Below are 20,710 nucleotides of genomic sequence, written 5' to 3'. Positions count from 1 at the left end.
CACCCGCTACGACAAACTCGCCGTCCGCTTCGAAGCCACCGTCACCATCGCCATCATCAACCAGTGGCTCCGAGCCTTATGAAACACGGGCTAGGCGCGCGGCGCCCGGCCGGAAACGACACAAGCCCCCGGCGAAGGGGGCTTGCGTCGGACGCGGGTGGTGCCGTCGGCCGCGATCAGGTCATGTCGTCGTAGCGACGGTCGATCGGCGCCGGCGCGGCGACCGGCTCCGGAGCCTCGACCGGTGCGGTGGCGGCGACCCGTTGCCCGGCCTCGACCGGATCCGGGTCGAACTCCAGCGGCGACACCTCGTCGTCACCGATGCCGGCGTAGACCTCCCGGCCGCGTCCCTTGCGCTTGTCGTTGAGAAACGCGACACCGACCGCGGCGAAGTAGAGCGCGCAGAGGCAGATCGCCAGCGCGGTCATCCCGAACGGGTCGGGCGTCGGGGTGACCACCGCGGAGAAGGCGAAGAAGACGAACACCGCGATCCGCCACCAGCCCAGCAGCCGCTTCGCGCTGGCGATGCCGACGAAGTTCAGCATCAACACCAGCAGCGGGAACTCGAACGCCACCCCGAACAGCAGGATCAGGTTCGTGACGAACGAGACGTACCGGGTGATGTCCAGGGTCGTGTTGATGTCGCTGCCGGAGATCTCCAGTAGGAACTCCAGGCCCTTCGCGGTCACGAAGTACGCCAGGACCGCGCCGGCGGCGAACAGCGGCGCCGCCAGCCCGGTGAAGACGTACGCGTAGCGCCGCTCGTGCCGGTGCAGGCCCGGCGCGATGAACGCCCAGAGCTGGTAGAGCCAGACCGGCGCGGCGATGATCAGCCCGACCCACAGGCCGATCTTCAGGTTCAGCAGGAACAGGTCGGCCGGGCCGAGCTGGACGAAGTTGCACGCGCCGTCCGGCGTCTGCGCCTGCTCCAGGTCACAGTACGGCCGCTTGAGCACGTTCAGCACCGGCCCGGCGAGCCAGATGCCGAAACCAAACCCGACCAGGATCGCCAGAGACGCCTTGAACAGCCGGTTGCGCAGCTCGCGGATGTGCTCGACCAGCGTCATCGAGCCGTCGGCGGCCCGCTCGAAGTTGCTCGGACCGCGCTTACGGAGAGCGAAGGCCACGGTGTTCGGGCCCTCTGTCAGTTGTCGCGGACGCGGTGCACCGGGTCAACGACCGGCTGCTGCTGCGGCGGGGCCTGGTGAGGGGCCTGCTGACCGGCGTGCGGCGGGAGCGGCTGGTAGCCGGCCTGCGCGTCGGCCTTCTCGGCGAGGTCGCGGTCGTCGTCGTGCAGGCTCTTGGTCTCGGCCTTGATGATCCGCAGCGAGCGGCCCAGCGAACGGGCCGCGTCGGGGAGCCGCTTCGCGCCGAAGAGCAGGATCAGCACGACCACGAGTACGGCGATGTGCCACGGCTTGAGGGCACCCATGGGAAGCTCCAGTCGCTCTGTGTCGTCGTGAGGGGTGTACCGAAGCCATCGTACGTGCGCCGACGGCCGTTGCCACCCGCCGGGTTCGTCCCGGCCGGTGAAGTCTTGACCAACCCGGGATGTCCCGTCAACACTCCCCCGACGGATCGTTCCTGCGCGGTACCGGACCGGATCGCGCAGGGACGCGACACCGATCGATCAACCGCCGCGCTTGGCCTTGATCAGCTCGACTCGCCGGTGGGTAACGTCGAGCTGCTGCTGGAGAGCCTCGGCCCGCTTCTGGAGGGCCTCCGCGGTGTCCCGCAGCGCCTCCGCCTCGGTCGCCCGGCGTTGCAGGGCGACGGCCGCGCGGCGCAGCCGGGGCAGCCGCGCCAGCACCGGCCGGACGGCCAGGGCCAACACCACGAGCGCGAACAGCACCACCGCGAGCACGATCCACTTCACCACGGCGGCCAGCCTACTGGGTGCCCGCGGTCACCGCCGGGTCGGCCGAGGGCACCGCCGGCGGCGTGTCCGACCCGTCCGCCGGGCGCCGGGGCGCGGCCGGGGTCGGCGTCGCGTACGCGTCGAGCGCGGCGGTCGCCGCGGCCCGGACCTGCTCGGCCAGCTCGGCCGGGGCGACCACGGCGACGTCCGGCCCCAGCCCCAGCACGAAGCGGCGGGCCCAGCCCAGGTCGGTGACCCGCAGCGAGACCAGCCACTGGTCGCCGCCACCGGCCTCGACCCGCTCGCACGGGTAGTACTCGGTGATCCACCGCTCGCCCCGGCCGACCCGCAGGGTGATCAACGGCAGGTCCGGCGAGGGCCGGAACACGCCGTCGGTGAGGTCGTGCGGGCGGGCCTGCGGCGGCACCATCGCCGGCTCGTCCAACTCGGTGACCGCGTCGATCCGGTCGACCCGGAACAGCCGCACCGCCTCCGCCCGGCGGCACCACGCCTCCACGTACGCCCGGCCACCGACCATCAGCATCCGCAGCGGATCGACGACGCGGTCCGTGGTCTCGTCCCGCGCCGCCGTGTAGTAGGTGATGCGCAGCGCCCGGCCGCTCTCGACGGCGGCCCGCAGCTCCTGCACCCGGCGGGTGTCGGCGGGCAGCCGGACCTCGACGGGCGCGGCCACCAGATCACCGGCCGCATTCTCGATCTTGGCGAGGGCCCGCTCCACGGCCTCCCGGTTGGCCACCCCGGGCGTCTCGGCGAGCATCCGCAGCGCCACCACCAGCGCGAGGGCCTCGTCGGGGGTGAGCCGCAGCGGCCGGTCGATGCCGGCGTCGTAGGTGATGGTCACCCGGTCGCCGTCGAAGGCCATGTCGATCAGGTCGCCCGGGCCGTAGCCGGGCAGCCCGCACACCCACAGCAGTTCCAGGTCCTCGCGCAGCTGCCGCTCGGTGACGCCCAGGTCACCGGCGGCCTCGGCGATCTCGATGCCGGGCCGGGCGAGCAGGTAGGGCACCAGGTTCAGCAGCCGGGCCAGCCGGTCGGCCGACGCGCGGGAGCCGCCACGGGCGGCCGGCCGGGTCACCGGGCACCCCCGACGACGGCGAGGTCGTCGTGCCGAGCCGCGATCTCCTTGAGCCGCTGGATGACCGCCTCCCGCACCTCGGGCGGGTCGAGCACCCGCACGTCCGGACCGTAGCCGACGAGCTGGCCGGCGAGGACGTCCACGTCGGCGTACGGCAGGACGAGCCGGTCGCCGTCGGGCCCGGCGGTGACGCCGACCGCCCAGCGGCGCAGCCCGGCGGCGCGGCCCGGGGCGGCCAGCACGGTGGCCCGCCCGGTGCGCTCCACCGGGCCCGACCAGCGGGCCACGTGGCTGATCAGGTCGACCCCGGCCGGCGGCTCGTAGCCGCCCGGCGTGCCCGTCGCCCGGACCGCCCCGACCACCCGCGACAGCCGGAAGCAGCGGGTCGCCTCGCGGTCGAGGTCGTGGCCGACCACGTACCACCGGCCCCGCCAGCAGACCACACCCCACGGCTGCAACCGGCGGCGGTTCGGCTCGTCGCGGTCGGGCACCCGGTAGTCGAAGGTGACCTCCCGCCGGTCCCGGGCGGCGGCGGTGAGCGGCGCGAACGCCGGGTCCACCGTCACCATCGGCTCCAGGCCCAGCGTGGCCTGCGGGTCCACGTCGACGCCGGCGGCGCGCAGCTTCGCCAGCCCCGAGGAGGCGGCGGCGGCCAGCCCGGCGTGCTGCCACAGCCGCGCGGCGATGCCCACCGCGGCGGCCTCGTCCGGCTCGAGGGGGATGTCCGGCAGCGCGTACTCGCGGTGGGCGATCCGGTAGCCGGGCTCCGCGTCGAAGACGCTCGCCGTCCCGGTCTCCAGCGGTACGCCCAGCTCACGCAACTCGGCCTTGTCCCGCTCGAACTTGCGCTGGAACGCCTCGTGGTCGCGCGCGTCCTCCGGATCGTGCTCGTAGCCGGGCACGGTCGCGGCGATCTGCGCGGCGGTCAGGAACCGTCGCGTGGACAGCAGGCAGATCACCAGGTTGACCAGGCGTTCGGTGCGGGTCCGCGACACGGGTAGACGCTAGCAGCCCGCGCGCCGGGCACGTGCACCCACGCGGGCACCACGTGGGTCGCGTCGCACCGGCCCCGCGTCCGGTCCGCCCGCACGGCACGTCCGGCGGTCATACAGTGACCTCGTGGCGCGGCCGGAGGTCAAGACGGAGAGCGTCGGCCACGAGCACAGGAACGACTACCTGGCCGCCTACGTCGTGCTGGCCGTGTCGTTCGCCATCGAGTCGGTCTCGTTGGCCCGCGCCGTACGCCAGATCCGCACCGAGTCCCTGCAGTTGCACACCACACCACGCCGGTTCCTGCGGCTGACCGCCGACCCCGCCGTCAAGGCGGTGTTCTTCGAGGACGCCGCGGCCCTGATCGGGTTGGTGCTGGCCGCCGTCGGGTTGGCCCTGTCCCAGCTCACCGGCGAGGAGCTGTGGGACGGCCTGGCCTCCATCCTGATCGGGGTGCTGCTGCTCGTGGTCGCCACCGTTCTGGCCCGCAGCAACATCTCGCTGCTGGTCGGTCGGGCGGTGCCGGAACGGGTGCACCGCGAGATCGCCGCCGAACTCGCCGGGCTGGCCACCGTGCGCCGACTCGACACGCTGCTGACCATGCAGCTCGGCCCGGCCGACGTCCTGGTCGCTGCGAAGCTGGACTTCGACGACGAGGCGAGCGGCGCGACCATCGAGGCTGTTGCCGACGAGGCCGAGCGCCGCCTCACCGCCCGCTACTCACAGATCCGGTACGTCTTCCTCGACCCCACCGGCACCCCACGCGGCGGCGCCCGGCGGCCGGACGACCCGCCGGCTGACCGCCCCGCCCCTCCCCGGCCGCCCCGCCCTGCTCTCCCCTCCGGGGCGGCCCTGCCCTCCCGGGCCGGGGCCTGCTCTCCCGGGCCGGGCCACCCTGCCTTGCTCCAGCCGTCCCGCCCGGCGGCATTGCCCGGCCGCCCCCGGGCGCGGCCGGCCGGGGCGGCGACGCTAGCGTGCCGGGCATGGTGCGATGGCGGTCCGGAACGGTGACGGCGCTGCGGCGGCAGTGGACCGGGGCGGTGGAGCTCGACGTCGACCTGCCCGACGGCGCCACGGTCCGCGCCCTGGCCTACCCCGAGTTGGTCGGCCGACCCGAGCCCGGTGACCGGGTGCTGCTCAACGCCGGCGCGCTGCTGATGGGCCTCGGCACCGGCGGGTACGCCCTGGTCGTGGCACTGCCCGACCGGCTGCCGCCGGACCCGCCACAGGCCCTCGACAGCCGCGACGCCGGTCACCTCGTCAAGGCCCGCTACACCCCGCTGCAGCCGATCCTGCTCGGCGTCGACGAGGAGGCGTCCCCGCACCGCGAGGTCCTGGCCGCCGCCGACGACCTGGGCGGCCTGCCGGTCGTCACCGCCGACCTGCACTCCGCGCTGCCGGCGGTCCTGGCCGGCATCCACGCCGACGCCCCGGACGCCCGGGTCGCGTACGTGCTGACCGACGGCGGGGCGCTGCCCGCCTGGTTCTCCCGCACCCTCGCCGGGCTGCGCGACCACCTCGCCGGCACGGTCAGCGTCGGCCAGGCGTTCGGCGGCGACCTGGAGGCGAGCACCGTGCACAGCGGCCTGCTGGCCGCCCGCCACGTCCTGCGCGCCGACGTGGCGATCGTCGCCCAGGGGCCCGGCAACCTCGGCACCGGCACCCGGTGGGGCTTCTCCGGGGTGGGCGTCGGCGAGGCCGTCAACGCCGTCGCCACGCTGGGCGGGCGCCCGGTCGGGTCGCTGCGGATCTCCGACGCCGACCCCCGGCCCCGGCACCGGGGCGTGTCGCACCACAGCCTCACCGCGTACGGCCGGGTGGCCCTCGCCCCCGCCGAGCTGGTGGTGCCCGACGGACTGGACCCGGCGCTGGCCCGCGAGGTGGACGCCGCGCTGGCCCCTCTCGCGGCGCGGCACACCGTCGTCCGGGTGCCCACCGACGGGCTCGACGCCGCGCTGCGGGCGACGCCGGTGCCGCTGTCCACCATGGGCCGGGGCCTCGACGCCGACCACGCGTACTTCCTGGCCGCCGCCGCGGCCGGCCGGCACGCCGCCCGCCGGCTGACCTGACCCGGCCCGAACCCGAGGCCGACCCGGACGCCGGACGACCGACATGCCCGGCGGCGAGCTTCAGGTCGCCAGGTAGCCCTGCCGCACGATGCGCTCGGCGGCCTTCTCGTACGCCGCCGGGTCGTCCGGGACCAGGGTGCCCAGCCCGTCCACGTAGCGGTTGTACATGCAGAACGCCGCCGCGATCAGGACCGTGTCGTGGATCTCCAGGTCCGTCGCGCCGGCACCCCGGGCGGCCTCCACCAGGTCCACCGTCACGTCCCGGCCGCTACGCTGCACGGCCTCGGCGATACGCAGCAGCGCCCGCAGCTTGTCGCTGACCTCCGCGTCCACCGGATCGGCGAGGACCCGGTCCACCAGCGGCATGCCGGAGGGGAGTTGCGCCGCCGCGAAGGCGGAGTGCGTCGCGCAGCAGAACCGGCACTCGTTGAGCCCCGACACGTACGCCGCGATCAGCTCCCGCTCCCCAGGCGTCAGCGTCGGGTGCGGGGCGCGCAGCAGCGCCTCCGCCAGCGCGTTGAGGGGCTTGGCCGTCTCCGGCCGGAACCGCATCGGGCCCCGGATGCCCGGATGCTCCCGCTCGTCGATACCGAGGTCGATGTGTGCGATGACGTCACCATCCCTTGCCGCCGCGGCAGGGCGTGCCCGGTCCACGGACCGACAACGCCGAACGGGACGATCGTCCCAGCGCCGCCGCGCCGAGGCCACTTCGAGTTTGCGGTGCCGCCGGGGCCGGGTCAGGCCGTGACGACCAGCGCCGCTCGAGACCCGGTCAGGCCATGAAGATCAGGGTGAGCCAGGCGCCCACGATCAGCACCAGCGCGAGCGCCAGCACCCAGGTGGGCACCGTGTACTCGCCGCGCCGGTTACGCTCGATCTCGGCGCGGATCTTCTCGCGGCGGCGCTCGACCCAGTTCTGCCGCGCCCGGCCGCTGTCGGGAGGTTCGGAAGTCGTCATGGCGCGGTCAGCCTACCGGGCCGGCCGACCCGGCAGGCGGTCACCACCACACCGGGCCGGCCCGCACCGTCACATGCTGGCGATCAGCCGCTCCACCCGCTCGTCGTACGCCCGGAACGGATCCTTGCAGAGCACCGTGCGCTGCGCCTGGTCGTTCAGCTTCAGGTGCACCCAGTCGACGGTGAAGTCACGCCGCTTCTCCTGGGCGTGCCGGATGAACTCGCCGCGCAGCCGGGCCCGGGTCGTCTGCGGCGGAGTCTCCTTCGCCTCGAAGATCTCCGGGTCGGTGGCCACCCGGTCCACCTCGCCGCGCCGCTCCAGCAGCCCGTAGAGGCCCCGGCCCCGGCGCAGGTCGTGGTAGGCGAGATCCATCTGGGCGACCCGCGGGTGCGACAGCGGCAGGTCGTGCTTGCGCTGGTAGCGCTCGATCAGCCGCAGCTTGGTCACCCAGTCGATCTCCCGGGCCACCGGCTCCAGGTCGCCGGTCTCCACCGCGCGCAGCACCCGACCCCACAACTCCACCACCCGCTTGGCGGTCTGGTCGCCGCCGCGCCGCTCCACGAACTCGGTCGCCTTCGCCAGATATTCCTGCTGGATCTCCAGCGCGCTGACCTCCTTACCGGAGGACAGCCGCACCTTGCGCCTGCCTGTGATGTCGTGCGACACCTCGCGGATCGCCCGGATCGGGTTCTCCAGCGTCAGGTCCCGCATCACCACCCCGGCCTCGATCATCCGCAGCACGATGTCGGCGGTGCCGACCTTGAGCAGCGTGGTGACCTCGTTCATGTTGGAGTCGCCGACGATCACGTGCAGCCGGCGGTAGCGCTCCGCGTCCGCGTGCGGCTCGTCACGCGTGTTGATGATCGGCCGGCTCCGGGTGGTCGCCGACGAGACGCCCTCCCAGATGTGCTCGGCCCGCTGCGACAGGCAGTAGACCGCCCCGCGCGGCGTCTGCAACACCTTGCCCGCGCCGCAGATCAACTGCCGCGTGACCAGGAACGGGATCAGCACGTCGGCCAGCCGACCGAACTCCCCGTGCCGGGAGACCAGGTAGTTCTCGTGGCAGCCGTACGAGTTTCCGGCCGAGTCGGTGTTGTTCTTGAACAGGTAGATCTCGCCCGCGATGCCCTCGTCGTGCAACCGCTTCTCCGCGTCGACCAGCAGCCCCTCCAGGATCCGCTCGCCGGCCCGGTCGTGCGCGACCAGGTCCACCACCGAGTCGCACTCCGGGGTGGCGTACTCCGGGTGCGAGCCGACGTCGAGGTAGAGCCGGGCGCCGTTGCGCAGGAAGACGTTGCTCGACCGGCCCCAGGACACCACTCGGCGGAAGAGGTACCGGGCGACCTCGTCGGGGGACAGCCGCCGCTGCCCTCGGTAGGTGCAGGTGACGCCGTACTCGGTCTCAAGGCCGAAGATTCGCCGCTCCATGATGAGACATTAGCCGCCCGAGGCCCCAGATGGGCAGCGCTCACCACGTCGTCTCGCGCCGGGGACGCCCGCCGTCACCCGGGCACACCTCGCCGTACGCCCCGCCGGCGCGTCCCAGGTGGACCGTGCCGCCGCACGGGGCGCACCGGCACGAAGGGACGGCGTCGCGCCGGGGCGGGCGTCGTCCGGCCCGGTCGAGCCACGCGGGTCGGTCGGGACCGGCCCGCCGCGGCCGGACCGTCGACCTGCGGGCGTACGACGGCCGCGCGGGCGCCCGGGCCCACGGCCCCGACGCCCGCGCGACCGACTCCGCTACGCCTCGGGGGCCTCCGGCTGCTGGCCCTCCAGGTCCGCCGAGCCGGCCGACGTGGTGGGCTTCCCCGCCTCCTCGGTCGGCGCGGTCGGGGTCTCCGGACGGGCCGGCACGGCCGGCTCCTCGGCCTTGCCGCCGTCCAGCAGGGCGGTCAGCGCCGCCCCGGTGATGCGGCGGAACGTCCGTCCCACCCGGCGCCGGTCCAGGACCGCCACCTCCAGCTGGTTCGCGGCGATGGTGCGGGACGCGCCGCCCTCGCCCCCGACGCTGCCCAGCGCCTGCACCGCGACCTTCACCGCCTCGCCCAGCGACATGTCCGGACGGTGGTGGGACTTCAGCACGCCGGTGATCGCCTCGGCCTGCCCGCCCATCGCCATCCGGCCCGGCTCGTCGTTGACGGAGCCGTCGTAGGTGAGCCGGTAGAGCTCGTCGTCCTCGGCGGTGGTGCCGACCTCGGCCACGCAGATCTCCACCTCGAACGGCTTCGACTGCTCGGTGAAGATGGCGCCCAGGGTCTGCGCGAACGCGTTCGCCAGGGCCCGGCCGGTGACGTCGCGCCGGTCGTAGCTCAGGCCGTTCAGGTCGGCCATCCGCACGCCGGCGCGGCGCAGGTTCTCGAACTCGTTGTAGCGACCGACGGCGGCGAAGCCGATCCGGTCGTAGATCTCACTGACCTTGTGCAGGGCGCTGGAGAGGTTCTCGGCGACGAAGAGCACCCCGCCCTCGTAGCTCAGGACGACCGCGCTGCGGCCCCGGGCGATGCCCTTGCGGGCCAGCTCGGAGCGGTCGCGCATGATCTGCTCGGGCGAGGCGTAGAACTGCATGGCCACGGCGGCGGTTCTCCTTCAGGGCGCTGTGCTGACGGCTGCTGACTGGTGCGGGCGGGAGCGGATCAACCGCCCGGGTTCTCCATCCGGCCGGAGACCACGCTCTCGGCGATCGCCGACATCTCCTCGTCGGTGAGCCGGTGGGTGCCCTCCGCCGTCGCCGTCATCACCACCGGGTAGATCCGGCGGATCAGATCCGGCCCGCCGGTGGCGGTGTCGTCGTCGGCCGCGTCGTAGAGCGCCTCGACCGCGAGCCGGACCGCCTCGTCGATCGAGAGACCCGGCTGGAAGCGCTTCTTCAGCGCCGAGCGGGCGAAGAGCGAACCGGAGCCGATCGCGTCGTAGCCGGTCTCCTCGTACGGGCCGCCGGTGACGTCGAAGCTGAAGATGCGGCCGGCCCGCGCCGGGTCCTTCGCGGCCAGGTCGAAGCCGGCGAAGAGCGGGATCACCGCCAGGCCCTGCATGGCGGCGCCCAGGTTGCCGCGGATCATCGAGGCGAGCCGGTTGGCCTTGCCGTCGAGCGAGAGCATCGCGCCCTCGATCTTCTCGTAGTGCTCCAGCTCCACCTGGAACAGTCGCATCAGCTCGATGCCGATGCCCGCCGTGCCCGCGATGCCCACCAGGGAGTACGCGTCGGCCGGGTGCACTTTCTCGATGTCGCGCTGGGCGATCAGGTTGCCCATGGTGGCCCGCCGGTCGCCCGCCATCACGACGCCGCCGACGGCCGAGATGGCCACGATGGTCGTCGCGTGTGGCGCCATGTCGGCGGCCATGCCCGGCGGCAGCGGCCGTCGGCCGGGCAGCATCTCGGGGGCCACCTTGCTCAGGAACGAGGTGAAGGAGGACGTCCCCGCGTTGGTGAACACATCTGGTAGACGCCCGGATGGATCAAAACCCGCTGCCACGTGGTTCCTCTCAGATATGTGATCGCCCCGGCCAGCCGCGACTGATCGTCACGGAACTGGCCGAGACCACCGTTGCAGTTGAAGCACAATATCCCGCGCACCCAGCCGGTGCGATGATCGTGGTCCAGATGTTGGGGGTCCGGCGTGCCGCAGATCGCGCAGACGCCACCCTGCTCGGCCAGGAGCTCGTCGAACTCCTTCTGCCCCACCCCGTAGCGCCGCCGCAGGTGGTACTCGCGACTGCCGCCGTAGAGACGCTGCTTCGTGTCGCGGGTTCTGGCGTTGTGGCACGGCTTGCAGTACGTGCCGTAGCCGGTGCTGTCCGACCGGTTGCGCGGAAAGTCGGTCATCGGCTTGACCGACCCGCAGTCAGCGCAGAAGCGATGCCCCAGCGGAAGTTCCCGAGCTGGTTTGACCTCCCGCCCGCGCGTCTCCCGCACCCGTTTGGCATAGCTCGCCTTGGACCGCTGGTTGAAGCACGGCTTGCAGTAGCTGCCGCGACCGCTGGGTCGCTTGCTGCTCGAACAGAACTCGTCGATCAGCTTCCATTCCCCACAGTCACGGCAGCGCCGCAGACCGTCCCGGTCATCAAGAGGGAGTGGCATGTCCGTTTTACCCCAGAATGCCTATTGGCCCCCTTTTTGTACGTAACCGCGGACGAATTCCTCGGCGTTCTCCTCCAGAACGGAGTCGATCTCGTCGAGCAGGTCGTCGACGTCCTCGGTGATCTCGGCGTGCCGCTCGGCGACCTCCGGGTTCGCCTCGGTGGTGACGTCCTCGATCTCCTCGCCCTGCCGGGACTTGCCCGACTGCGACTGCCCGCCGCTGTCACGAGTGGCCATTGCTGCCTCCTCCACGATCGCCCTGCGATCAACTTACCTCGCGGAGGCGACGAAAAGCCCGCCGCGCGCCGGCTTCGGCACGCGGCGGGAATCCGTCCACGCCGATCAGCCGCCGGTGAGGGTCTCGAGCAGGTCCTTCGCGCTGGGGCAGCGGTCGAAGAGCGCGCCGACGTGCTTACGGGTGCCGCGCTCGGGCTCCATCATCGGCACCCGCACCAGCGACTCCCGGCCCACGTCGAAGATGACCGAGTCCCAGCTGGCCGCGACGACCTCGGAGGCGTACTGGGCCAGGCAGCGGCCGCGGAAGTAGGCGCGGGTGTCCTCCGGCGGCTCGGTCATCGCGGTGCGGGTCTGCTCGTCGTCGAGCAGGGTCTTCATCGCGCCCCGGGAGACCAGCCGGTGGTAGAGGCCCTTCTCCGGGCGGACGTCCGAGTACTGCAGGTCGACCAACTGGAGCTTGTGCGAGCCCCAGCCGAGCTTCTCGCGCTCCCGGTAGCCCTCCAGCAGCCGCAGCTTCGCCACCCAGTCCAGTTCGTCGGCGCAGAGCATGACGTCGCGGCCCAGCCGATCCAGCACGCTCTCCCAGCGGGCGAGCACGTCCAGGGTCTGCTCGTCGGCGTCGGCGCCGTAGCGGTCGTCCACGAAGGACCGCACCCGCTCGTAGTACGCCCACTGCACGTCCAGGGCGGTGAGCCGCCGCCCGTCGCGCAGCCGCATCAGGTGGGTGAGCGACGGGTCGTGGCTGACCGCGCGCAGCTCGCTGACCGGGTCGGCGATGCCCAGGTCGGAGCCGAGCGCCTTCGCCTCGATCATGGTGAGGATCAGCGCGGTGGTGCCGACCTTGAGGTAGGTGGAGATCTCCGACAGGTTCGCGTCGCCGATGATGACGTGCAGCCGCCGGTACTTGTCGGCGTCGGCGTGCGGCTCGTCGCGGGTGTTGATGATCGGCCGCTTGAGGGTGGTCTCCAGGCCGACCTCGACCTCGAAGAAGTCGGCGCGCTGGGAGATCTGGAAGCCGGTCTGCCCGCCGTCCTGCCCGATGCCGACGCGGCCGGCGCCACAGACGATCTGCCGGGTCACGAAGAACGGCGTCAGGTAGGCCACGATGTCGGCGAAGGCCGTCTGGCGGCGCATCAGGTAGTTCTCGTGGGAGCCGTAGCTGGCGCCCTTGTTGTCCGTGTTGTTCTTGTAGAGGTGGATGGGCTGGGTGCCGGGGATGGTGGCGGCGCGGCGGGCCGCCTCGGCCATCACCCGTTCCCCCGCCTTGTCCCAGCGCACCAGGTCCCGCGGGTTGGTCACCTCGGGTGTGGAGTATTCCGGGTGGGCGTGGTCGACGTAGAGCCGCGCGCCGTTGGTGAGTATCACGTTGGCCAGCCCGAGGTCCTCGTCGGCGAGCGCCTCGGCCGGGTCGTACGCGGCGCCGGAGTAGGTGAAGCCGCGCGCGTCCCGCAGCGGCGACTCCTCCTCGTAGTCCCAGCGGGCCCGGCCGCCCCGGTTGAGTTCCGGGCGCGCCCCGTAGGCGTTGACCACCTGGGAGGAGGTGACCATGGGGTTGGCGCCGGCCTGGCCGGGCACGGAGATGCCGTACTCGACCTCGGTGCCCATGATCCGTCTTACGCTCATCGACCTACCTGCTTCGCTCGCCCGACCCGGTCCCCCGTCACGTCGAGCGTAGTCGGCCGCGCGGCGGATGGGGGCGCGCCGGACCGGGGCGGCAGGCGCGGGCCGGACGGGGACGGTGGGTCCGGACGGGACGGGGCCCGCGGCGCATCGCGCCGCGGGCCCCGTGCGGGTGTGGGTCAGAGGTACTGACCGGTGTTGCTGGCGGTCTCTATCGACCGGCCGGCCTCCGCGCCCTTGCCGCCGGAGACGAGCGTGCGGATGTAGACGATCCGCTCGCCCTTCTTGCCGGAGATGCGGGCCCAGTCGTCGGGGTTGGTGGTGTTGGGCAGGTCCTCGTTCTCCCGGAACTCGTCGACGCAGGCGTCGAGGAGGTGCTGCAGGCGCAGGCCCTTGCGGCCGGAGGTGAGGAACTCCTTGATGGCCATCTTCTTGCCCCGGTCGACGATGTTCTGGATCATCGCGCCGGAGTTGAAGTCCTTGAAGTAGAGGACTTCCTTGTCGCCGTTGGCGTAGGTGACCTCGAGGAAGCGGTTCTCCTCGGTCTCCGAGTACATCCGCAGCACGACCGCGTCGATCATGGCCGCGACGGTGGCCTGGGGGTCGCCGCCGTGCTCGGCCAGGTCGTCCGGGTGCAGGGGCAGCCCGGAGAGGATGTACTTGGAGAAGATGTCCTTGGCCGCCTCGGCGTCCGGCCGCTCGATCTTGATTTTCACGTCGAGCCGGCCGGGACGCAGGATCGCCGGGTCGATCATGTCTTCCCGGTTGGAGGCGCCGATGACGATGACGTTCTCCAGGCCCTCCACGCCGTCGATCTCGCTGAGCAACTGCGGGACGATCGTGTTCTCCACGTCGGAGGAGACACCGGAGCCCCGGGTCCGGAACACCGAGTCCATCTCGTCGAAGAACACGATGACCGGGGTGCCCTCGCCGGCCTTCTCGCGGGCCCGCTGGAAGATCAGCCGGATGTGCCGCTCGGTCTCGCCGACGTACTTGTTGAGCAGCTCCGGGCCCTTGATGTTGAGGAAGAAGCTGGTGTGCCGCTCCTTGCCCTCCCGCTCGGCGATCTTCTTCGCCAGCGAGTTGGCCACCGCCTTGGCGATCAGCGTCTTGCCGCAGCCGGGCGGGCCGTAGAGCAGGATGCCCTTCGGCGGGCGGAGCTGATGCTCCCGGAACAGATCGGCGTGCAGGAAGGGCAGCTCCACCGCGTCGCGGATCTGCTCGATCTGGGCGTGGAGGCCACCGATGTCGGTGTAGTCGACGTCGGGCACCTCCTCCAGGACCAGCTCCTCGACCTCGCTCTTCGGGATCCGCTCGTAGGCGTACGCCGAGCGGGGCTCGATCATGAGCGAGTCGCCGGCCCGGATCGGCGAGCCGATCAGGGTCTCGGCGAGGTGCACGATCCGCTCCTCGTCGGAGTGCGAGACCACCAGCGCCCGGTCACCCGGGCTGCCGTCGGGACCCGCGAGGATCTCCTTGAGCATGACCACCTCGCCGACCCGCTCGTAGCCGAACGCGTCGACGATGTTGAGCGCGTCGTTGAGCAGGACCTCCTGGCCGCGCCGCAGCTCGGCGACGTCCAGCGAGGGCGAGACGGCGACCCGGAGCTTGCGCCCGCCGGTGAACACGTCCACCGTGCCGTCGTCGTGCCGCGCGAGGAAGACGCCGTAGCCACTCGGTGGCTGCGCGAGGCGGTCGATCTCCTCCTTGAGCGTCACGATCTGCGCGCGAGCCTCCTTGAGGGTGCTCACGAGCCGGTCGTTGTTCTCGGTCAGCCGCGCCAACTGTGCCTGGGTGGCCGCCAGCCGCTCTTCGAGCTGCCGGACGTGTCGGGGGCTTTCGGTCAACTTGCGCCGCACCAGAGCGAGTTCCTCTTGAAGGAACGCGACCTGCGTGGAGAGATCGTGGGCCTCCTTCTCCCACCGTGCGGCGCGCGAGTCCGCGTCGTCGCTGCGTGCCACGTCCCACCTCCCCGGGGGGCTTGAACGTTCTGCCCTAACACTAGCCGCTATGAGGCCGATTCGGTCCCACGCAACGCGCTCGTCACCGAACCTTGATCGCCAAGGGTGGCCCCGAGGGCCGGTCCGGGCGTTCGGGTACCGTCGGGGCGTGGGACGGGAGAACATGGGGGGTGCGCCGTGGCGGAGGTCATGACCGACCAGCTGCAGGTCTGGGTGGACCAGGATCTCTGCACGGGCGACGGGCTCTGCGTGCAGTACGCGCCCGAGGTCTTCGAGTTCGACGTCGACGGGCTCGCCTACGTCAAGGGTTCCGACGGTGAGCTGCGGCTCGCGCCGGGCAGCCGGGTCGACGTGCCCGAGCACCTGCGCCTCGAGGTGATCGACTCGGCGAAGGAGTGCCCGGGCGAGTGCATCCACGTCGTACGCGGCAGCGACGGCGTCGAGGTCGCCGGCCCGGAGGCCGAGGAGGACTGAGCGCCCCGCCCTCCCGCGCCGCCGGGGGCGGGAGGGCTGCCGGGCGTACGCCTCAGAGCATCGGGCGGCCGACCACCGAGGCGACCAGGCGGGCGAACTCCTCCAGCCGGGCGATCTGCCCCGCGCCACCGTCGTCGAGGGTCTTGCCGAAGCGCAGCGCGTCGTGCCGGGGCGCGCCCACCGCCTCGTCGCTGGGCGGCGCCTCGTCCAGCGAGGTCAGCAGCAGGTAGACGTCGATGCTGTCGACGCGGATCCCGCCGTTGTCGTCGCGGGTGAGCCGGCGCCGGCAGCCGACCTCGGTGACGGTGGAGACCGGCACCACCCGCAGCGAGGACGTCATCGACCCGGGTGGCCCCTCCCCCGGCGGCACGTCCTCGCCGTGCCAGAGGACAAGCCGGCTGCCGTCGCAGACCACGACCTCCTGCCACACCCCGTTGACCTCGTTGACGAAGCGTTCCAGGGTGAAGCCGAGCACCGACGCCCCGCGCAGCACCCCGCCCAGCGCCTCCAGGGCGACGTCGGGGTCGCGCAGGTAGGCGCGGGCCGCCGATTCGAGGTCCTGGTAGGGCGACCAGTCCGGGAACACCGCCGGCAGGTCAGCGCCGCCGAAACCCGGCCGGTTCATGCCACCTCCCCGTAGCCGTGCCACCGGCCCGCACCGGCCGGCAGGTTCCGTCCGCTCACTCCCAGCCGCCCGGTTCCACGGTCACGGCTGCGTCGTGTCCCCGGCCGCGGCCGGCTCCGCTGCGGCGGCGGCCTGCCGGGCCGCCTCCGCCTCGCGCAGCGCCTGCCGGCGTTCGGCGTACGCCTCGGCGCCCTTGCTGGGCTTGCGGCGCCGCGGCGGCGCGGTGACGCCCGGAGCGAGCTTACGCGCGGACACCAGGAACGCGGTGTGCGCGATCATGCGGTGGTCCGGGCGCACCGCCAGCCCTTCGGCGTGCCAGTCGCGCACCAGCGACTCCCAGGCGCGCGGCTCGGTCCAGCCGCCGCGCTCGCGCAGTGCCTCGACCAGCTCGGACAACTGCGGGGTGGTGGCGACGTAACCGATGAACACGCCGCCGGGCACCAGGGCCCGCTCGACCATGTCGAGGGTCTCCCACGGGGTAAGCATGTCGAGGATGATCCGGTCGAAGCCCGTCTCGGTGCAGGTGGCGACGTCGCCGACGTGCAGGTGCCACGCCGGGTGCGGCCCGTTGAAGAACGCCTCGACGTTGCGCTTGGCGATCTGGGCGAAGTCGTCGCGCACCTCGAACGAGTGCAGCTCGCCCTCGGTGCCGACGGCGCGCAGCAGCGAGCAGGACAGCGCCCCGGAGCCGGCCCCGGCCTCCAGGACCTTGGCGCCCGGGAAGATGTCGCCCATCGCGACGATCTGGGCGGAGTCCTTCGGGTAGATCACCTGCGCGCCGCGCGGCATGGAGAGCACGTAGTCCGACAGCAGCGGGCGCAGGGCCAGGAACGCGGTGCCACCGCCGGAGGTGGTGACCACGCTGCCGTCGGGCAGGCCGATCAGCGTGTCGTGCTCCAGGATGCCCCGGTGGGTGTGGAACGCCTTGCCCGGCTCCAGGGTGACCGTGTGCATGCGCCCCTTGGGGTCGGTCAGCTGCACCCGGTCGCCGGGCCGGAACGGCCCGCGGTGCACGGGGGGCAGCGCCCGGGTGTCGGCGGGCACCGGGGTGCCCTGGTCGGCCGGGGCGGCGGGGGGAGTTGCGGTCACGTGTTCATCTTCCGTTGAGGTTCGAGGAGCTGAGCCAGATCCGCGATGTGCAGGATGCCGACGACATCTTCGCCTGAGGTCACCACGTACTGCGCGCCCGGGTGGGTCTGTACCGCCTCCATCACCCGCTCCCCGTCGAGCCCGACCGGCATGGCGGGCAGGTCGGCCAGGGACCGGGCGACCGCGTCGACGGCCAGCCAGGGGCGGCGTTCCGCTGGCACGGCCTCCGCCTCGGCGGGGTCGACCAGGGCGACCGGCCGGCCGGCGGAGTCGGTGACCAGGAGCGCGGCGCCGGGCGTGGCGCCGGCGGCCCGGCGCTGCGCCTCGGCCAGCGGCGTGCCGGTGGGCACGGCGAGCACCGGCCGGGACAGCCGGGAGAGGTCGATCAGCGGGAAGCGGCGGCTGATCCGCGCCATCCGGATCGACTGCCCGGCGCCGCGCCAGAGGGTGAACGCGACGAGCAGCATCAGCGGCAGCGCCAGCGGCGCCAGGTGGCCGGTGAGGGTGAACAGGATGACCAGCGCGGCGGTGCCGACCGCGACGGCGCGCCCCACCCACCCGGCGACCTCGGTGCCCCGGTGCCGGTCGTGGGTCACCGCCCAGACCGCCGCCCGCAGCGCCCGGCCGCCGTCGAGGGGCAGCCCCGGCAGGATGTTGAACACCGCGACGATGACGTTGCTCACCGCCAGCTGGAACGCGAGCTGGTTGGCCAGGGTGCGGTCGGGCAGGGCGAGGGTGGCGGCGACGGCGACCGCGCCGAGCACGGCGGAGACGGCGGGACCGGCGAGCGACACCAGCAGGTCGACGCGGGGAGACGGGGCGTCGCGGTCCATCTCGGTGTAGCCGCCGAGCAGCTCCAGGGTGATGCCGCGCACACCGATGCCGTACCGGCGGGCGGTCAGGGCGTGGCCGAGCTCGTGCAGAAGCACCGAGCCGAGCAGGGAGACCACGAAGCCGAAGCCGATCAGGTAGCCGGCGAGCTGGGACAGGTCGAGCTGGCGGCGGGCGAACTCCGCGTACAACACGGTCACCAGCAGGGTGAGCAGCACCATCGAGCCGTTGAGGTGCAGCGGCACCCCGAAGACCCGGCCCACGGTCAGGCCGGGCCGCGGGTCGGACCGGCGCCGCGGTTGCCTCGTCTGCTCCATCGGACCGATGCTACGCGGCGGGAGATCATGCGCCGGAGCGGCGACGGCGGAGGTGTCACACCGGTGCCCTAACCTTCCGGGCATGACGGCGGAACCGGTGACCACGCAGCAGCCCGCGACCCCGGCCGAGGTGCCGGCGACGGTGCGGGCCTCGCTGTCGCCGTCACGGGCGGCGGATTTCAAGACCTGCCCGCTGCTCTACCGGTTCCGCAGCGTCGACCGGCTGCCGGAGCGGCCAACCGTCGAGCAGGCCCGGGGCACGCTGGTGCACGCCGTGCTGGAGCGGCTGTTCGACCTGCCCGCCGGCGGGCGCACCCCGACGGCGGCGGGCGACCTGGTGGCCCCGCAGTGGGACCGGCTGGTCACCGAGCAGCCGGAGCTGGCGGGGCTGTTCGCCGACGGCGACACCCCGGCCGCGGCCGAGTTCCTCCGCTCGGCCGCCGCGCTGCTGGAGGGCTACTTCGCGGTGGAGGACCCGCAGCGGCTGGAGCCGGCCGAGCGGGAGAGCCTGATCTCGGCGGTGGTCGACGAGGAGCTGCTGATCCGGGGCTACGTCGACCGGCTCGACGTGGCGCCGGACGGCGCGCTGCGGGTGGTCGACTACAAGACCGGCGGCGCGCCGCGGGAGGCGTTCGAGGCGCGGGCGCTGTTCCAGCTCAAGTTCTACGCGCTGGTGCTGTGGCGCACCCGGGGCGTGGTCCCCCGGGTGCTGCGGCTGCTCTACCTCAAGGACGCGGAGGTCTGCGACTACGCCCCGGACGCCGAGGAGCTGCTCCGCTTCGAGCGCACGGTGGTGGCACTGTGGCGGGCGATCGAGCAGGCGACCGCCCGCCAGGACTTCCGTCCCCGGCCGAGCCGGCTCTGCGACTGGTGCAGCCATCAGGCCCTCTGCCCGAGCTTCGGCGGCACCCCGCCGCCGTTTCCGGCGCAGGTGGCGACGGATCCGCTGCGCGACGCCCGGTCCCGCCCGGCGGCCCCCGGCGCCGACGAGTGACGCCGCCGCCGCGCGCGACCGCGGCCCCGCGTCGCCAACGGGATGCCCACGGTCGGCCGGTGGCGCAGCGACCGCACGGACCGGTGAGCCACCGGATGCGCGGGCCGGCGAAGCACCGGGCGCCCGGCCCGGGGAGCCGGCGGGCGCGAGGGCCAGCGAGCCGTCCGGGTGCCCGGACCCGGAGGGGGCCGGCGGGCGGGCCCTGGCGCGGTGGAGGCAGTCTCCTCCTCAGGGATGAGGCCGGGCTCACCGTCGGCGACGATCAATCCGGCGTGGGGGCGGCTAGCGTCGCGGTATGACTTCGGGCCCGAAGGCGTGGCTGCGCCGGCACCCGCTCGCCGCGGACGCTCTCCTCGCCGTCGGGCTCGTCGGGGCGGAGATCGTGTTCGCCTTCCTCACCCCCCGCGAGTACTGGCCGCCGCACCTGCTGGCGGCGCTGGCCTGGAGCCCGGTCTGCGCCGCGCCGGTGGCGCTGCGCCGGGTCGCGCCGTGGCCCGCCGTCGCCGCGGCGGTGGCGACGCTGGCGCTGCCCGTCCTGCTCGACCTGACGCCGGCCGCGCAGGGTCTGACCTTCCTGGTGCTCACCTACACGGTGGCCGCGACCCGGCCGCTCCGGACGGCGGTCGCGGCGGCCCTGGCGCTCTGGCTGCCAGCCGCGGTGGCGAACACGATCGCACCCCTGGACGGGGTGGTGGAGGGCGTCAGCTCCGCGTACCTGGTGGTGAACAACCTGCTGACGGGGGCGGTGTCGTACTCGGTGGGCCGGGCCGTGCACGGGCGCCGGGCCGCCACGGAGGCGCTGCGGGAGCGGGCCCGGGCCGCCGAGGAGAATCAGCGTTCAGTCGCCGAGCAGGCGGTCGCCGACGAGCGCCGCCGCATCGCCCGGGAGCTGCACGACGTCGTCGCACACCACGTCAGCGTGATGGGGGTGCTGGCCACCGGCGCCCGCCGGGTGCTGCCGAAGGACCCGGACGCGGCCGACGAGGCGATCGCCACCATCGAGGCGACCAGCCGGGCCACCCTGCGGGAGATGCGCCGGCTGCTGGACGTGCTGCGTACCGACGCCGAGCCGGCCGCCGACCTGGCCCCGCAGCCGGGACTCGCCGGCATCGAGGCCCTGGTCGACCAGGTGCGCGAGGCCGGCCTGCCGGTGACGCTGCGGATCGAGGGCACCCCGGGGGCGCTGGAGGAGGGGGTGGCGCTGACCCTCTACCGGATCGCCCAGGAGGCGCTGACCAACGCGCTCAAGCACGCCGGCACGGCCACGGCGGAGGTGCGGCTGACCTTCGACGAGGGCGCGGTCGGCGTCGAGGTGGCCGACACCGGGCGCGGCCCGGGGCCGGGTGGCGACCGGATCGGGCACGGCCTGGTCGGGATGCGGGAACGGGTCGCCCTCTACGGTGGGGTCCTGCGCACCGGGGCACGTCCCGGTGGCGGCTTCCGGGTTTCCGCGCGGATCCCGGTGGAGGGTCGTGGCGCGGTGGCGGCGTGACCGGCTCGGGGGCGTACGGGA

At 73.1% G+C, this 20,710-nt stretch carries 22 protein-coding genes; 5 read left to right on the top strand and 17 right to left on the bottom strand.

Annotation, left to right across the window (positions count from 1 at the left end; all coding sequences use genetic code 11):
- Positions 1 to 176: 176 nt before the first annotated feature.
- The 5 genes from tatC to ACGF5C_RS30320 all read right to left on the bottom strand — a co-directional run bounded on the left by tatC (position 177) and on the right by ACGF5C_RS30320 (position 3,949).
- Positions 177 to 1,127 (bottom strand): twin-arginine translocase subunit TatC, encoded by a 951-nt coding sequence (gene tatC, locus ACGF5C_RS30340; protein WP_393307140.1) that lies wholly within the window; start codon positions 1,125 to 1,127, stop codon positions 177 to 179.
- A 17-nt stretch (positions 1,128 to 1,144) separates the two neighbouring features.
- Positions 1,145 to 1,432 carry a Sec-independent protein translocase subunit TatA gene (gene tatA, locus ACGF5C_RS30335; RefSeq protein ID WP_393307138.1) on the bottom strand — a complete coding sequence of 96 codons (288 nt, stop codon included), beginning with the start codon at positions 1,430 to 1,432 and terminating at the stop codon, positions 1,145 to 1,147.
- 198 nt (positions 1,433 to 1,630) lie between these two features.
- A complete protein-coding gene (locus tag ACGF5C_RS30330) occupies positions 1,631 to 1,879 on the bottom strand; it encodes a hypothetical protein (RefSeq protein ID WP_393307136.1) in 249 nt (82 codons plus the stop codon).
- Between the two features lie 10 nt (positions 1,880 to 1,889).
- Positions 1,890 to 2,954: a YafY family protein gene (locus tag ACGF5C_RS30325; protein WP_357697036.1), complete on the bottom strand. Its 1,065-nt coding sequence runs from the start codon at positions 2,952 to 2,954 to the stop codon at positions 1,890 to 1,892.
- Positions 2,951 to 3,949 carry a helix-turn-helix transcriptional regulator gene (locus tag ACGF5C_RS30320; RefSeq protein WP_393307134.1) on the bottom strand — a complete coding sequence of 333 codons (999 nt, stop codon included), beginning with the start codon at positions 3,947 to 3,949 and terminating at the stop codon, positions 2,951 to 2,953. The genes ACGF5C_RS30325 and ACGF5C_RS30320 overlap by 4 nt, the downstream gene beginning before the upstream one ends.
- Positions 3,950 to 4,073: 124 nt before the next feature.
- Here ACGF5C_RS30320 and ACGF5C_RS30315 point away from each other — a divergent pair, with 124 nt between their 5' ends.
- A complete protein-coding gene (locus tag ACGF5C_RS30315) occupies positions 4,074 to 4,955 on the top strand; it encodes a cation diffusion facilitator family transporter (RefSeq protein WP_393307133.1) in 882 nt (293 codons plus the stop codon).
- Positions 4,928 to 6,013 (top strand): DUF3866 family protein, encoded by a 1,086-nt coding sequence (locus tag ACGF5C_RS30310; RefSeq protein ID WP_393307131.1) that lies wholly within the window; start codon positions 4,928 to 4,930, stop codon positions 6,011 to 6,013. Before ACGF5C_RS30315 ends, ACGF5C_RS30310 begins: the two co-directional genes overlap by 28 nt.
- Positions 6,014 to 6,073: 60 nt before the next feature.
- Here the strand turns inward: ACGF5C_RS30310 and ACGF5C_RS30305 are convergent, their stop codons facing one another.
- From ACGF5C_RS30305 to arc, 9 genes are all read right to left on the bottom strand, one after another.
- Positions 6,074 to 6,622, bottom strand: a complete 549-nt coding sequence (locus ACGF5C_RS30305) for a carboxymuconolactone decarboxylase family protein (RefSeq protein ID WP_393307142.1) — start codon at positions 6,620 to 6,622, stop codon at positions 6,074 to 6,076.
- A gap of 163 nt (positions 6,623 to 6,785) precedes the next feature.
- A complete protein-coding gene (locus tag ACGF5C_RS30300; RefSeq protein WP_350704269.1) occupies positions 6,786 to 6,971 on the bottom strand; it encodes a hypothetical protein in 186 nt (61 codons plus the stop codon).
- 69 nt (positions 6,972 to 7,040) lie between these two features.
- Positions 7,041 to 8,399, bottom strand: a complete 1,359-nt coding sequence (pafA, locus tag ACGF5C_RS30295; protein WP_350685647.1) for a Pup--protein ligase — start codon at positions 8,397 to 8,399, stop codon at positions 7,041 to 7,043.
- 312 nt (positions 8,400 to 8,711) lie between these two features.
- Positions 8,712 to 9,542, bottom strand: a complete 831-nt coding sequence (gene prcA / locus ACGF5C_RS30290) for a proteasome subunit alpha (protein WP_393307129.1) — start codon at positions 9,540 to 9,542, stop codon at positions 8,712 to 8,714.
- A 62-nt stretch (positions 9,543 to 9,604) separates the two neighbouring features.
- Complete coding sequence (gene prcB / locus ACGF5C_RS30285) at positions 9,605 to 10,444, bottom strand: proteasome subunit beta (RefSeq protein WP_350704275.1); 840 nt, start codon at positions 10,442 to 10,444, stop codon at positions 9,605 to 9,607.
- The gene (locus ACGF5C_RS30280) at positions 10,363 to 11,049 is read right to left on the bottom strand and encodes an endonuclease VII domain-containing protein (RefSeq protein WP_393307127.1); all 687 of its coding nucleotides are present in this window, start codon (positions 11,047 to 11,049) and stop codon (positions 10,363 to 10,365) included. Before ACGF5C_RS30280 ends, prcB begins: the two co-directional genes overlap by 82 nt.
- 21 nt (positions 11,050 to 11,070) lie before the next feature.
- Positions 11,071 to 11,286, bottom strand: a complete 216-nt coding sequence (locus ACGF5C_RS30275) for a ubiquitin-like protein Pup (protein WP_067366797.1) — start codon at positions 11,284 to 11,286, stop codon at positions 11,071 to 11,073.
- A 105-nt stretch (positions 11,287 to 11,391) separates the two neighbouring features.
- Complete coding sequence (gene dop, locus ACGF5C_RS30270; RefSeq protein ID WP_393307125.1) at positions 11,392 to 12,909, bottom strand: depupylase/deamidase Dop; 1,518 nt, start codon at positions 12,907 to 12,909, stop codon at positions 11,392 to 11,394.
- A 176-nt stretch (positions 12,910 to 13,085) separates the two neighbouring features.
- Positions 13,086 to 14,867 (bottom strand): proteasome ATPase, encoded by a 1,782-nt coding sequence (gene arc / locus ACGF5C_RS30265; protein ID WP_350685640.1) that lies wholly within the window; start codon positions 14,865 to 14,867, stop codon positions 13,086 to 13,088.
- A gap of 177 nt (positions 14,868 to 15,044) precedes the next feature.
- Between arc and ACGF5C_RS30260 the strand changes: the two genes are divergently transcribed.
- Complete coding sequence (locus ACGF5C_RS30260; RefSeq protein WP_393307123.1) at positions 15,045 to 15,341, top strand: ferredoxin; 297 nt, start codon at positions 15,045 to 15,047, stop codon at positions 15,339 to 15,341.
- A gap of 52 nt (positions 15,342 to 15,393) precedes the next feature.
- Here the strand turns inward: ACGF5C_RS30260 and ACGF5C_RS30255 are convergent, their stop codons facing one another.
- From ACGF5C_RS30255 to ACGF5C_RS30245, 3 genes are all read right to left on the bottom strand, one after another.
- Entirely contained in the window at positions 15,394 to 15,966 is a 573-nt protein-coding gene (locus ACGF5C_RS30255; protein WP_393307121.1) for a hypothetical protein, read from the bottom strand.
- Positions 15,967 to 16,047: 81 nt separating this feature from the next.
- Positions 16,048 to 17,055, bottom strand: coding sequence for a tRNA (adenine-N1)-methyltransferase (locus ACGF5C_RS30250; RefSeq protein WP_393307119.1), 1,008 nt, complete (start codon positions 17,053 to 17,055; stop codon positions 16,048 to 16,050).
- On the bottom strand, positions 17,052 to 18,203 hold the full coding sequence (locus tag ACGF5C_RS30245; protein ID WP_393307117.1) for a M50 family metallopeptidase: 1,152 nt from the start codon (positions 18,201 to 18,203) through the stop codon (positions 17,052 to 17,054). Before ACGF5C_RS30245 ends, ACGF5C_RS30250 begins: the two co-directional genes overlap by 4 nt.
- 82 nt (positions 18,204 to 18,285) lie before the next feature.
- On the opposite strand from ACGF5C_RS30245, the gene ACGF5C_RS30240 reads away from it, so the two are divergent.
- Both ACGF5C_RS30240 and ACGF5C_RS30235 read left to right on the top strand, forming a co-directional pair.
- Positions 18,286 to 19,197: a RecB family exonuclease gene (locus ACGF5C_RS30240; RefSeq protein ID WP_393307115.1), complete on the top strand. Its 912-nt coding sequence runs from the start codon at positions 18,286 to 18,288 to the stop codon at positions 19,195 to 19,197.
- Between the two features lie 295 nt (positions 19,198 to 19,492).
- Entirely contained in the window at positions 19,493 to 20,689 is a 1,197-nt protein-coding gene (locus ACGF5C_RS30235) for a sensor histidine kinase (protein ID WP_393307113.1), read from the top strand.
- Positions 20,690 to 20,710 lie beyond the last annotated feature (21 nt).

The organism is Micromonospora sp. NPDC047620 (genome assembly GCF_043205005.1).
In the GTDB taxonomy this organism is placed as follows: Bacteria; Actinomycetota; Actinomycetes; order Mycobacteriales; family Micromonosporaceae; genus Micromonospora.
The sequence above is the reverse complement of the archived record's forward strand: the minus strand, read 5'-3'. Positions and strand labels throughout refer to the sequence as shown.